Below are 12,951 nucleotides of genomic sequence, written 5' to 3' on the forward strand. Positions count from 1 at the left end.
CTTCTATTTCATCCGGGATCGCAGCATGGCCTCGAGCAGAGGGTCTGCACCCCATCGAACGGGATCCGTGCAGGGGAGTGACAACTCATCGCTCAGAGCCTCCACAGCGCTGCGTGCAGCGGTTGCGTCCAAACGAGCGGTATTGAGGGCGACCCCGCACACCTGGGGCGGCACGGTGCCAGCCGGTTGCGCCAGCCGTGCTAGGCCCTCCGTCAGCGCCACCAGCTCGGACAACGGAGGCAGGGGAATGGCTGTCAGCCGCTCGATCGTGCTCTGCCTGGCCCGATGCACCAGTAACAGCGCCGTGGGCTGAGCGCCACGCAGCAACGGCAAGGTTGCGCTGGAGCCTGGATGGCAGAGAGACCCCTGACCCTCAACGAACACCAAGCCATCGGCCGGCAGTGTCGAAGCCGCGGACATCACAGCCGCTTCAACGGCACCTGCGGCGTAATCCACGCGCACGGCATCGAGAGCGACACCGCCTCCCTCGATCAGGATGCCGGCCTGACCGGTGCCAACGAATTGACAGGGCAGTGACCGTTGCCTGGCCGCTTTCAGCAACTCGAGGCAAGCACTCATCTTGCCGACGGCCATGTCCGTGCCAACCGCCAGCAAGCGATGACAGGACAACGCCGCTGCCCTGGCCTGGGCCACCTGAAGCTGCTCGGGCTCTTGGCGCAGATCCCAGATCCAGCGATCATCCCGACAGGCGGCCTGAAGCTCGGCGTCATCGGAGAGACGAGTATGGAGGCCGCTGGCAAGGTTGAGTCCGCGTTGAAGAGCCACCAGGACATCACGTCGAACGGGGTCGGGCAGTCGACCTCCCGATGGCGCCAGACCGATCACAGCCACCTCAGGGTCCAGGGGAAGAGCCTCTTCAACGGTGCCCACGACGGGCACCTCGCGTTCAATCCCTGTGATGGCTGGCAGCGAACCGCCGGCCTGGGAGGGATCCACCACCGCCACGATCGGACCTGGACGATGGCGAAGCATCGCCAGGCCCGTCTTGCCGGTGAGGCTCCTGAGGCCGTCGTGCTGAAGCAGCACAACACGATCACTGGCCGACAGCATCAGGCGACCTCCGCTCGTGTGATCCCCAGTCCATGACCACTGGAAGGCTTCAGAACATCACCCACCAGAGGCAGTCCCTCAAAAGGATCATCGATGAGGTTGAGATGGCTGTCGAGATCCGGCCAACGGATCAGGGACAGCAGCTGGGCCGCCGAGCCGTTCAACAGCCGACTGTCGGAGTAGCACCCCACCATCAGGGAGAGGCCGAGCTGCCGCGACACGCGGGCCATCAGCAACGCCGGTGACAAGCCACCCGTTTTCAGAAGCTTGAGATTCACCCCATCCACATGTGGTGCCAGGCGAAGCAGATCCCGCAAATCCCAGCAGCTCTCGTCCGCAACCAGGGGAATGGGACAGTTCGGCTTCAAGGCTGCGAAACCGGCCGTGTCCAGATCAGGATCAGGATGGGGAGCCAGGGGCTGCTCGAGCAGGACCACGCCATGGCCGACGAGCGAGCCAAACATGGACTTGGTCTGATCCTGACTCCAGCCCCCATTCGCATCCACCTGCAGTTCCAGGCCTGTGCCGATGGCGTTGCCGCGTTGGTCAAGGGCCTCTGCCACTGCTGCCAGGAGTGCCTGGTCATGATCGAGCCCATCCGGGCTGCCCAGCTTCAGCTTCACGCGCGTGGCGGGCAGCTGGTCCCACCAACGATGCAACCGCCGGACCACATCGCTCACGGAGCCGAGTCCCAGGGTGACGCTGGTGGCCACGGCGTGATCACCAACCAAGCCCTGCAGTCGCCAGAACGGCTGCTGCAGTCGGCGACCGTACCAATCCAGCACCGCCAGATCGACGGCACAGGCCGCCGGCGGACTGAGAGACGTCAGCAGCGGTTCGAAGGCATCGGGATGTTCAGGATTGAGCGCCTCCAGCTCGGCCAGCACCGCCTGCAGCTCACGCTCCACCGCGTCGGTGCTGAAGCCGCGATGGCCCGTCTCAAATCCTCCGGTCTCGCCGCGACCTGTCAGGCCATCCCGGACCAAAGTCAGCTCGAGACGTTCCACTGAGGCGGTCGTTCCACGACTGATGGCCAGCGGGACCGCCTTGGTGAGCGAAAACCGTCGCAGGGCCCATGCCATGACCGCCAACACTGCGATCACCAACCTGACACAACACCCTGGTGGACGACACTGGAGACGATTGCTCGCGATCCGCTGACGCCGTGGTTGTCTCCGCCCCGACCATCACCGCTGCCCAGACTGCTGAACGCAGCAGCTACTGGATCACCACGTTCGGCTGCCAGATGAACAAGGCGGATTCCGAACGCATGGCCGGAATCCTGGAAGCCATGGGCTATCGACAGGCCAGTGCTGAGCTGGATGCTGATCTCGTTCTGTACAACACCTGCACGATCCGCGACAACGCTGAGCAGAAGGTTTACAGCTACCTGGGGCGTCAGGCGCAGCGGAAGCGCAGCAATCCGAATCTGACGCTGGTCGTTGCCGGCTGCGTTGCCCAGCAGGAGGGAGAAGCACTGCTGCGACGTGTGCCCGAACTCGATCTGGTGATGGGGCCGCAACATGCCAATCGCCTGGAGACTCTGTTGCAGCAGGTGCAGAGCGGACAGCAGGTGGTGGCCACCGAAGACCACCACATCCTCGAAGACATCACCACAGCAAGACGCGACAGCTCCATCTGTGGCTGGGTGAACGTGATCTACGGCTGCAACGAACGCTGCACCTACTGCGTCGTGCCCTCCGTTCGCGGCAAGGAGCAGTCCCGCTGGCCTGAGGCGATCCGGCTGGAGATGGAAGGGCTGGCGGCTCAGGGATTCAGGGAGATCACCCTCCTGGGCCAGAACATCGATGCCTATGGACGCGACCTACCGGGGATCACCCCCGAAGGCCGCCGGCAACACACCCTCACCGATCTGCTCCATCACGTTCACGGCGTCGCGGGCATCGAACGCATCCGATTCGCCACGAGCCACCCCCGTTACTTCACTGAACGCCTGATCGACGCCTGTGCCGATCTCCCCAAACTCTGCGAACACTTCCACATTCCCTTTCAGAGCGGAGACAACGACGTCCTGCGTGCGATGGCAAGGGGCTACACCGTGGAGCGTTACCAACGGATCATTGACCGCATCCGGCAGCGCATGCCTGATGCAGCCCTGAGTGCGGACGTGATCGTCGCGTTCCCCGGAGAAACGGATGCCCAGTTCCGCAGAACCCTGCGGTTGGTCGAGTCGATCGGATTCGATCAGGTGAACACCGCTGCCTATTCGCCGCGGCCGAACACTCCGGCTGCCAGCTGGGGGGACCAGCTGCCCGAGGCCGTTAAGGTGGCACGGCTTCAGGAACTCAATGCCCTGGTGGAGACCTCCGCCCGCCAGCGCAATGCCCGCTACACAGGACGCGTTGTGGAGGTGCTTGCAGAAGGCCTCAATCCCAAGGATCCGTCACAACTGATGGGACGCACCCGCACCAACCGACTGACGTTTTTCAATGCCAGGGGTTGCGATGAGAGCAGCCATCAACCCGGCGATCTGGTCAGGGTGCGCATCGACGCGGTGCGCCCCTTCTCCTTGACCGGCACCCCCCTCCCTGAGTCCGGGGAACACTGATACGTTTGGCGCGCTCTCCAGCTCGTCAACGTGCCGAAGACCTCCACACCTGTCCAGATCGGTCTGGTCTTCGGAGGTGATTCCGGCGAACACGCCGTCTCGATCCGGTCGGCCATCACAGTTCATCAAGGTCTGAGACGTGGAGACAATCGCCATCGGTATGAGGTGGTGCCCGTCTACATCGACCGGCAGGGGCGGTGGTGGGGCCCTGCTGTCGCCGATGCGGTCCTGGCATCCGGCCAGCCGGCTGATGAACATGACCTGCCGCAGCCTTTGCCACCATCAGGTTTTCGCTCCCTGCCCAGGGAAACCGACGCCGTGGACGTCTGGTATCCGGTGCTGCATGGCCCGAATGGTGAAGACGGCACGGTCCAGGGGCTGTTCAGGCTGATGCAGCGTCCCTTCGTTGGCGCCGCTGTGCTGGGTTCCGCCGTCGGCATGGACAAGCAGGCGATGAAAGCAGCCTTTGCCGCTGCTGATCTTCCCCAGGTTCCCTATGTCTGTCTGCAGGCGAACGAGTTGATGAGTGATCCATCCCGGGAACAACTCTTCAAACGCATCGAAACCCTCGGCTACCCCTGCTTCGTGAAGCCTGCCAACCTGGGCTCATCCGTGGGCATCAGCAAGGTTCGCAACCGACAGGAGCTCGAGATCGGCCTGCAGCAGGCCGCGGAACTCGATCCACGTCTGGTGGTTGAACAGGGTGTGTCAGCCCGGGAGCTCGAATGCGCCGTGCTGGGGCGGGATCAGCTGAAAGCGTCCGTGGTTGGGGAGATCCTCTTTGACGCGGACTGGTACGACTACGACACCAAATACACCTCGGGACGCAGCACGACCCTGATTCCAGCGCCGCTTCCCGACGATGTGAGCCAACGCGTGCGTGAGCAGGCTCTTCTCGCCTGTGAGGCGGTTGGTGTGCATGGCATGGCACGTGTTGATTTCTTCTTCAGCGCAGAGACCAACGAGCTTTGGATCAACGAGATCAACACCCTCCCCGGTTTCACAGATCAGAGCATGTACCCCATGCTCTGGGAAAACAGCGGCTTAACACTCGAACAGCTCGTGCACGAACTGGTGCAAACCGCTGGACAATGATCCGAAGGACCTGTCGGATCGCCGCTTGAATTCATGAGTCACGGCTTGCTCTGGTTACCACTGCTGCTGGCCTTCGTTCTGCTGGCTGCCCTTGGCTGGTTGGAACGACGCCGGCAGAACCTGTTTCGGACCTGGGCGGAAGGATCTGAACTGGCCAAGCTCGATGGCTGTGGCGGTGCACGCCTCAAGGATGGCCAGCTGATCTGGAGCAGCTTCGAGGCAGGTCATTTTCAGGACAGGGGAACGTTTGATGTCTGCAAGCTGGAATTGGTGGAATTGATGGCTCTGGCCTCTGGTGATGCACCGTTGACCAACGAATCCCAGGGCCGCTGTCGTTTGCGTCTTGTCGGCAAGGGAGTTGAGATGGATGTGCCTTTTGCAGATGCCGACAGGGCAAGGCGCTGGGGAGAGCAACTGATGGCGCGTGCACGCTGTGATCTGTGACTAGACGCACAACAGACGCTCGAGCGCAGTCGAAGGGTGCACGATCACCTCAACTCGAACGCCGTCGTCAGCTTCGCAGGGAGAAACGTCAGGATCTTCTGATCCAGTGCTGGCGCGTCGTAGCCCTGCTCACGGCCAGTGCCAGTCTCGGCTGGTTGCTGCTCCGGCACGGCTGGACGCTCGAGGAAAGCAGCCAGGTTGTGATCCACGGTGACACGGGTCTGCGGCCCGAGCTGGTGGCCCGTGTTGGAGGCCTGAACTTTCCACAACCGCTTCTGGATATCAGCCCCGCTGAGCTGGAGCGCCGCCTGCTCCGTGACCTACCGGTCCGCTCGGCCAGTGTGGAACGACGAGGACTGCCAGCTCAGCTGGTGATCGCACTGGAGGGGCAGCTCCCGATTGCCCATGCCACCCGACAGCGCGAGAACCGCTCGGAGAAAGGAATGGTGGATGCCCGCGGTCACTGGATCCAACCGAGCGCTGACGCCTCCAACCGGGTTCCCTCCGATTCCCTCATCGTTAATGGCTGGACGGATGACCGACGCGCCGTCATCGCCGCCCTGTTGGAGGAGCGCAATGACTTCGGCAGTCCTCTGATCAGCATCACTCTGGATCCAAACGGCAAGATCACGATGACGACCAAGATGCTCGGATCAGTCGATCTCGGTGACGACCTCAGTCGGCTCCCGGAACAGATCGCCGTCATCAAGGAACTCAGCCGCAGCATGCCGGCTCACCTCGGGCCGAAAGGCAAGGGAACCCTCGATCTCAGCAACCCGGACAGACCCGAACTGGAACTCCCCTTGAAGCCTGCTGTTCCGAAGCCAGCTGCGGCAGCGAACTGAGCAGGAAATCCTGACGGATCGTTGCAGATTATTTGCTTCGGCAGGAACGTAACTCAAATCGGATGGATCCCTTGAGCGCGGACATAATGCATCCACATCACAACGGTTCAGCCTCAACGATGGAAATTGTGTCCACGTCCATGGAGGCTGCCGGGATCCAGCCAAGCCAGTCGGCGCGGATTGAGGTGATCGGGGTCGGCGGAGGCGGCAGCAACGCTGTGAACCGCATGATCATCAGCGAGCTTGAGGGCGTCTCGTACCACGTTCTGAATACCGATGCCCAGGCTTTGATTCAGTCCCAGGCTCAACGCCGACTGCAGCTGGGCCAAACCCTCACACGAGGTCTCGGAGCCGGTGGCAATCCCACCATCGGTCAGAAAGCTGCAGAGGAATCCAGGGCTGATCTCCAGCAGGCACTTCAGGGAGCGGATCTCGTCTTCATCGCAGCCGGCATGGGCGGAGGAACAGGAACAGGAGCCGCTCCGGTGGTGGCTGAAGTCGCCCGAGAGGTCGGTGCTCTCACGGTCGGCATCGTGACGAAGCCCTTTGGATTCGAAGGTCGCCGACGCATGCGTCAGGCCGATGAGGGCATCTCCCGTCTCGCGGAACATGTCGACACGCTGATCGTGATACCGAACGATCGCCTGCGCGATGCGATTTCCGGAGCCCCGCTGCAGGAAGCCTTCCGCAGCGCGGACGATGTCCTGCGCATGGGCGTCAAAGGCATCAGCGACATCATCACCTGCCCCGGACTGGTCAATGTTGACTTCGCTGATGTCCGATCGGTGATGACTGAAGCCGGAACTGCACTGCTCGGCATCGGCATCGGCTCAGGCCGCTCCAGAGCGATCGAAGCTGCTCAGGCAGCGATCAGCAGTCCTCTTCTGGAAGCAGAACGCATTGACGGCGCCAAAGGCTGCGTGATCAACATCAGTGGCGGCAAGGACATGACCCTCGAGGACATGACGGCGGCTTCGGAGGTCATCTATGACGTCGTCGATCCGGAAGCCAACATCATCGTTGGAACCGTGGTCGATGAATCCCTCGAAGGGGAAGTTCACGTCACTGTGATCGCCACTGGTTTCGACAATGGCCAGCAGTACAAAGGCGAGCGTTCCACAACCCGCAATCTGGCCAGTCAGGCTTCGATGCAGCGCAAGAGCGAACCCCAGGACAATGGCGCTCGCATTCCTGAATTCCTGCGCCAACGCCAACAACAAACCGGCTCGGACAGCTGATCGTCTCCTGCCCAGCGTCATAGGGGTGACTCGGAGTCCACGCCTGCCCTGAGCATCCCGTGTGGCTGCTCCCTTCCGGTCCTGACCAGATTTGGGCGTCCGAGCCGCATGGGTCCGAGTCGGTCGGATGCTAGCAAGGTCCCTTCAGGCCCCCCGGATGGTCGATGCGCCCCGCCGATCTGATCCGGTTCAAGCAGACCGGTCGATCCATCACCATGCTGACGGCCTGGGACAGCCTTTCTGCGGCCTGGGTTGAGGCGGCTGGCGCCGATGCCGTTCTGGTGGGGGACTCCCTGGCCATGGTGGCTCTCGGTCATGCCACGACCCTCCCCGTCACCCTTGAGCAGATGCTGCTGCACACGCAGGCCGTCGAGCGAGGCTTTCAGTCGCTGCCGTCAGCGCAGCCTCTGCTGATCAGTGATCTTCCCTTTCTCAGCTATCAGTGCGGCGAAGATCTCGCGGTGCGGGCCGCCGGAAGACTGCTGAAGGAATCGAGTGCCGCCGCTGTGAAGCTGGAGGGATCGGAACCGGAAGTGGTGTCGGTGATCAATCGCCTGGTGCGCATGGGGATCCCCGTCATGGGCCATCTGGGACTGACCCCTCAGGCGGTTCACCGCATGGGGTATCGCAGACAGGCTGAAGATCCCGTCAGCCAGGAACGGTTGCTCTCACAGGCGTTGGAGCTGGAACAGGCGGGCTGTTTCTCCCTGGTTCTGGAACACGTCCCAGCTGACCTTGCCGGCAAGGTCCGGCGTCAACTGACGATCCCCGTGATCGGGATCGGGGCTGGCGACGACTGTGATGGCCAGGTGCGCGTGACCGCTGATCTGCTGGGTCTCACCGCCCAGCAACCTCCCTTCAGCCCAGCGCTGCTTGCGGGTCGAGAGCTGTTCGAGCAGGCTCTGCGGAGCTGGGTGTCGCAGCAGTCGTCTGCTCCTCCCACCACAGAAGCACCTCCACCAGCACCTGGTTGCTGAGAGCCATTCCCGCTGGATCGCAGAGGCGCCAACGTCCAGCAGCGCACTCCAGCAAGCCCCTGTCGATGAATGGCTGCCAGCGCTGCAGCAGGTTCCCAATGGCTGGACATCCCAGTGCCTCGAGATTGACCCCTTCGCGCCGTCGCAAACCCACCAGCAACAGATCATCCAGAGGCAGCCTGCGCCGCTCGCCGCTCCCGCTGCCCTGATTCAGCCAGTCCCGATAGGTCTCACGGGTGCGGGGCCGGGCGATGCGTTCTCCCCATGGAGCGGCTGTCGACCCCATTCCGAATCCCCACCAGCCGGCACCACTCCAGTAGACGCGGTTATGACGCGAGGCGTGCCCGGGCCGGGCATGGTTGGAGATCTCATAACAACTGAGGCCCGCATCAGCCAGATAGGTACTGGTCAGTCCCATCAGCTGCACCGCATCCTCCTCCTCGGGTAAATCCAGCTCCCCTCGCTGTTGGAGCCGTTCAAACACCGTTCCCGGTTCCACGGAGAGGTCGTAGACCGAAATGTGGGGAGCCCCGGTCTGAACCGCCTGATGCAGCTGCAGCTGCCAGTGATCAAGCGTCTGCCCAGGCAGGTTCTGAATCAGATCCAGGCTCCAGGAATGCAGGGTTCCGTCAGACCATGCCGCTTGCAGCCAGCCACAGGCGTTCTGGAGATCGCAGCTCCGGTGACGCCGCCCAAGCTGTTGCAAGACCAGGTCATCAAAGCTCTGGCCTCCCAGGCTGACGCGATTGATGCCTGCGGCGAGCACCGCCTGCAGCTGCCGTTGATCGAAGCTCGCGGGATCCATCTCCAGGGTGATTTCCGCCCCCTGCTGAATGCCGAAACGACAACGGAGGCTGTCAAGCAATGCACCTATCTGATCAGGGCTGAGCAGGGAGGGAGTTCCCCCTCCGATGTAGATCGTGGAGAGGGGAGGACCGCTGTCTGAGGCTGCGATGTCCCGATGGAGCAGAGCCAGGTAGTCGCGGATGGATGCACTGCCCGGACCAGCCTCTCCACTGGCTTTGTCCCCCAGGGGAACCACTGCGAAATCGCAGTAGTAGCAGCGTCGATGGCAGAAAGGAATGTGGAGATAAGCGCTGCGTGGCGGGAAGGGATGGGGCATGCTGCGATCACTCGGACTGATCTGCCACGACCGGAACCCATGGTGGATCCCCTCATCCTGCTGCTGTTCATGGCATCCGGCGCAGCTGCGGGCTGGATGGGCGTCCATCTGCTGCCTGCGGAATTGCTGGATGAGACCACCAATGCTGAAGGGGTCCGCTGGGTGCTCACCGGTTTTGGATCCTTCTTCGGGCTGATCGCGGGCCTGGTGTTTCAGCGGTTGCGTCAGCGCCTGATGCAGCAGGTCCGCACCATGCCCACCGATCTGCTGATCAGCAGGGCCGTGGGTCTGATTCTGGGGTTGCTGGTGGCCAACCTCCTGCTTGCGCCTGTTCTGCTGCTGCCGTTACCGGGTGGCGTGTCGCTGCTGAAGCCCCTGATTGCCATCCTCAGCAATGTGTTTTTCGGGGTGCTCGGAACCAACCTGGCGGAGGTGCACGGCCGCACCCTGCTGAGGCTGTTCAACCCTGCCAGCACTGAAGCCCTGCTCGTAGCCGATGGTGTGCTGACGCCCGCAAGCGCCAAGATCCTCGACACGAGTGTGATCATCGACGGCCGGATCCGGGGGATGCTGGCCTGCGGGCTGCTGGAAGGGCAGGTGATCGTGGCCCAGAGCGTGATCGATGAGATGCAGCAGCTGGCGGATTCCACCAATGTTGAAAAACGCGCGAAGGGACGGCGAGGGCTGAAGCTGCTGAAGGACCTGCGTGAGACCTACGGCCGGCGCCTGGTGATCAACAGCACCCGCTATGACGGCGAGGGGACGGACGACCGCCTGCTGCAGCTCGCAGCCGACACGAGAGGAACACTGGTCACCGCTGATTTCAACCTCGCCCAGGTGGCTGAAGTGAAGGAGCTCAAGGTGATGAACCTGAGCGAACTCGTGATTGCCCTGCGGCCCGAGGTCCAGCCGGGTGATGAGCTGAGCCTCAAGATCGTCCGGGAAGGCAAGGAAGAGAGCCAGGGCGTCGGCTATCTGGACGACGGCACGATGGTGGTGGTTCAGGATGCCCGTGCCCTGATCGGGCAGCGCAAACCGGTTGTCGTCACCGGTGCACTGCAGACCCCGACCGGCCGCATGGTGTTTGCCCGTCTCGAGGACAGGCGCAAGAGCAAGCCAACCAAAACCGCCGAGCGCCGGTCCGCAGACCCCCGCTAGGCTCCATCCACCTGAAATGGCCTGCGCAGGATGACCACATCGGCCCCCTATTACGGCGACTCCGCCGTGATGCGTACGCCGCCCCCCGACCTTCCTTCATTGCTGCTCAAGGAACGGATCGTTTATCTCGGCTTGCCTCTCTTCTCCGATGACGACTCCAAGCGTCAGCTGGGCATCGATGTGACGGAGCTGATCATTGCCCAGCTGTTGTATCTGGAGTTCGATAACGCCGAGAAGCCCATTTATTTCTATATCAACTCAACAGGAACCAGCTGGTACTCCGGAGATGCCATCGGCTTTGAAACCGAAGCCTTCGCCATCTGCGACACGCTCCGCTACGTGAAGCCTCCGGTCCACACCATCTGCATCGGCCAGGCGATGGGAACCGCCGCCGTGATCCTTTCGGCCGGCACCAAGGGACAGAGGGCCGCGCTGCCCCACTCCTCGATCGTGCTGCATCAGCCCCGCAGCGGAGCCCAGGGCCAGGCCACCGACATCCAGATCCGGGCGAAGGAAGTGCTGCACAACAAGCAGGCCATGCTTGAGATCCTCTCCAATAACACGGGTCGCAGCGTGGAAGAGCTCAGCAAGGATTCCGATCGGATGAGCTATCTCACCCCCGAGCAGGCCGTCGACTACGGACTGATCGACCGCGTTCTCAGCAGCCGGAAGGAACTTCCCGGCAGCAACAACTCCTGACCCGTCGCCATCCCCTTCCGTTTTCTGAATCATGCCAATCGGTACCCCCAGCGTTCCCTATCGCCTCCCCGGCAGCCAGATGGAGCGCTGGGTCGACATCTACACCCGCCTTGGTGTGGAACGCATCCTGTTCCTTGGCTCGGAAGTCAATGACGGCATCGCCAACAGCCTCGTGGCCCAGATGCTGTATCTCGATTCCGAAGACAGCAGCAAGCCGATCTATCTGTACATCAATTCACCAGGCGGTTCTGTGACGGCCGGACTGGCGATCTACGACACGATCCAGTACGTCAAAAGCGATGTGGTCACCATCTGCGTCGGCCTGGCCGCCTCGATGGGCGCCTTTCTGCTGGCAGCGGGGACCAAGGGCAAGCGACTCGCCCTGCCGCACAGCCGGATCATGATCCACCAACCCCTCGGAGGTACCAGCCGTCGTCAGGCAAGTGACATCGAAATCGAAGCCCGGGAGATTCTGCGTATGAAGGAGATGCTGAACCGCTCGCTGGCTGACATGAGTGGCCAGAGCTTCGACAAGATTGAGAAAGACACCGACCGCGACTACTTCCTGAGCGCCGAGGAAGCCAAGAACTATGGCCTCATCGACAGAGTCATCTCCCATCCCAACGAAGCGTAAGCTCGTCGTTTGCACTGCACGGCAAGCGCGCCCCGGATGGCTCAGCTCTTCTACGACTCCGACGCTGATCTCGGTCTGCTGAACGGCAAGACCGTGGCGATCATTGGTTATGGCTCCCAGGGCCATGCCCATGCGCTCAACCTCAAGGACAGCGGCATCGACGTCGTGGTGGGGCTTTACGCGGGAAGTCGATCCGCTGACAAAGCGAAAGCCGATGGCCTCGATGTGTTGAGCGTGGCGGAAGCGTCTGCCAAGGCCGACTGGATCATGGTGCTGCTGCCCGATGAATTCCAGAAGGACGTCTACGAGAAGGAAATCGCCCCACACCTCAGTGCCGGCAAGGTGCTGAGCTTTGCCCACGGCTTCAACATCCGCTTCGAGCTGATCAAGCCACCAGCCGATGTCGATGTGGTGATGGTGGCGCCGAAGGGGCCAGGCCACACCGTGCGCTGGGAATACCAGAACGGCCAGGGGGTGCCGGCCCTGTTCGCCATCGAGCAGGACGCCTCCGGCAATGCCCGTGGGCTGGCCATGGCTTACGCCAAGGGTATTGGTGGCACCCGCGCCGGCATCCTTGAAACCAACTTCAAGGAGGAGACCGAAACCGATCTCTTCGGTGAGCAGGCCGTGCTGTGTGGTGGCTTGTCAGAGCTGGTGAAGGCCGGCTTCGAAACCCTGGTGGAGGCTGGTTACCAACCGGAACTGGCCTACTTCGAATGCCTGCATGAGGTGAAGCTGATCGTCGATCTGATGGTGAAGGGAGGGCTGACCTCCATGCGCGATTCGATCTCCAATACAGCCGAATACGGCGATTACGTCAGTGGTCCACGGCTGATCACCGCTGACACCAAGGCGGAGATGAAGAAGATCCTGGCTGACATTCAGGACGGCACCTTTGCCAAGAACTTCGTGGCGGAATGTGAGGCCGGCAAGCCGGAAATGAAGAAGATTCGCGAGCGAGATGCGGCATTGCCCATCGAAGCGGTGGGCAAAGGCCTGCGCTCGATGTTCAGTTGGCTTAAGACAGCCTGAACCCAGCCCGACAGATCTGTGGTGGCGGTGACAATCCCCACCGCAGGCACCATCGTGCAATGAGCC

Annotated in this window: 13 protein-coding genes and 1 other RNA gene; 10 read left to right on the forward strand and 4 right to left on the reverse strand. The window is 62.2% G+C overall.

Annotated elements, in window-relative coordinates:
• Positions 1-3 precede the first annotated feature (3 nt).
• Both KR100_RS10775 and KR100_RS10780 read right to left on the reverse strand, forming a co-directional pair.
• Entirely contained in the window at positions 4-1,071 is a 1,068-nt protein-coding gene (locus KR100_RS10775; RefSeq protein WP_038545769.1) for a DUF1611 domain-containing protein, read from the reverse strand.
• Positions 1,071-2,153: an enolase C-terminal domain-like protein gene (locus tag KR100_RS10780; protein WP_038545772.1), complete on the reverse strand. Its 1,083-nt coding sequence runs from the start codon at positions 2,151-2,153 to the stop codon at positions 1,071-1,073. The genes KR100_RS10775 and KR100_RS10780 overlap by 1 nt, the downstream gene beginning before the upstream one ends.
• 83 nt (positions 2,154-2,236) lie before the next feature.
• On the opposite strand from KR100_RS10780, the gene miaB reads away from it, so the two are divergent.
• From miaB to ftsZ, 5 genes are all read left to right on the forward strand, one after another.
• Positions 2,237-3,640 (forward strand): tRNA (N6-isopentenyl adenosine(37)-C2)-methylthiotransferase MiaB, encoded by a 1,404-nt coding sequence (miaB, locus tag KR100_RS10785; RefSeq protein WP_038548659.1) that lies wholly within the window; start codon positions 2,237-2,239, stop codon positions 3,638-3,640.
• Positions 3,641-3,670: 30 nt separating this feature from the next.
• On the forward strand, positions 3,671-4,735 hold the full coding sequence (locus KR100_RS10790; RefSeq protein WP_038545775.1) for a D-alanine--D-alanine ligase family protein: 1,065 nt from the start codon (positions 3,671-3,673) through the stop codon (positions 4,733-4,735).
• 33 nt (positions 4,736-4,768) lie between these two features.
• Positions 4,769-5,179: a hypothetical protein gene (locus KR100_RS10795; RefSeq protein ID WP_038545778.1), complete on the forward strand. Its 411-nt coding sequence runs from the start codon at positions 4,769-4,771 to the stop codon at positions 5,177-5,179.
• Positions 5,176-6,024: a cell division protein FtsQ/DivIB gene (locus KR100_RS10800; protein ID WP_038545781.1), complete on the forward strand. Its 849-nt coding sequence runs from the start codon at positions 5,176-5,178 to the stop codon at positions 6,022-6,024. The genes KR100_RS10795 and KR100_RS10800 overlap by 4 nt, the downstream gene beginning before the upstream one ends.
• 86 nt (positions 6,025-6,110) lie before the next feature.
• Complete coding sequence (gene ftsZ, locus KR100_RS10805; RefSeq protein WP_038545784.1) at positions 6,111-7,262, forward strand: cell division protein FtsZ; 1,152 nt, start codon at positions 6,111-6,113, stop codon at positions 7,260-7,262.
• Between the two features lie 24 nt (positions 7,263-7,286).
• Here the strand turns inward: ftsZ and ffs are convergent.
• Positions 7,287-7,383: signal recognition particle sRNA small type (ffs, locus tag KR100_RS15085), an RNA gene on the reverse strand.
• Positions 7,384-7,426: 43 nt separating this feature from the next.
• On the opposite strand from ffs, the gene panB reads away from it, so the two are divergent.
• Positions 7,427-8,239 carry a 3-methyl-2-oxobutanoate hydroxymethyltransferase gene (gene panB / locus KR100_RS15090; protein ID WP_071839892.1) on the forward strand — a complete coding sequence of 271 codons (813 nt, stop codon included), beginning with the start codon at positions 7,427-7,429 and terminating at the stop codon, positions 8,237-8,239.
• Here the strand turns inward: panB and hemW are convergent.
• Positions 8,121-9,362 (reverse strand): radical SAM family heme chaperone HemW, encoded by a 1,242-nt coding sequence (gene hemW / locus KR100_RS10810; protein ID WP_038545788.1) that lies wholly within the window; start codon positions 9,360-9,362, stop codon positions 8,121-8,123. The two genes, panB and hemW, sit on opposite strands and share 119 nt — an antisense overlap.
• A gap of 39 nt (positions 9,363-9,401) precedes the next feature.
• Between hemW and KR100_RS10815 the strand changes: the two genes are divergently transcribed.
• The 4 genes from KR100_RS10815 to ilvC are packed head-to-tail and all read left to right on the forward strand — an operon-like array spanning position 9,402 to position 12,885.
• Positions 9,402-10,520, forward strand: a complete 1,119-nt coding sequence (locus KR100_RS10815; RefSeq protein ID WP_038545791.1) for a PIN/TRAM domain-containing protein — start codon at positions 9,402-9,404, stop codon at positions 10,518-10,520.
• 30 nt (positions 10,521-10,550) lie between these two features.
• Positions 10,551-11,219, forward strand: a complete 669-nt coding sequence (locus KR100_RS10820; RefSeq protein ID WP_038545794.1) for an ATP-dependent Clp protease proteolytic subunit — start codon at positions 10,551-10,553, stop codon at positions 11,217-11,219.
• A 31-nt stretch (positions 11,220-11,250) separates the two neighbouring features.
• The gene (locus KR100_RS10825; protein WP_038545797.1) at positions 11,251-11,853 is read left to right on the forward strand and encodes an ATP-dependent Clp protease proteolytic subunit; all 603 of its coding nucleotides are present in this window, start codon (positions 11,251-11,253) and stop codon (positions 11,851-11,853) included.
• Between the two features lie 36 nt (positions 11,854-11,889).
• The gene (gene ilvC, locus KR100_RS10830) at positions 11,890-12,885 is read left to right on the forward strand and encodes a ketol-acid reductoisomerase (protein WP_038545800.1); all 996 of its coding nucleotides are present in this window, start codon (positions 11,890-11,892) and stop codon (positions 12,883-12,885) included.
• Positions 12,886-12,951: the final 66 nt, after the last annotated feature.

Source organism: Synechococcus sp. KORDI-100, from assembly GCF_000737535.1.
GTDB lineage: Bacteria > Cyanobacteriota > Cyanobacteriia > PCC-6307 > Cyanobiaceae > Parasynechococcus.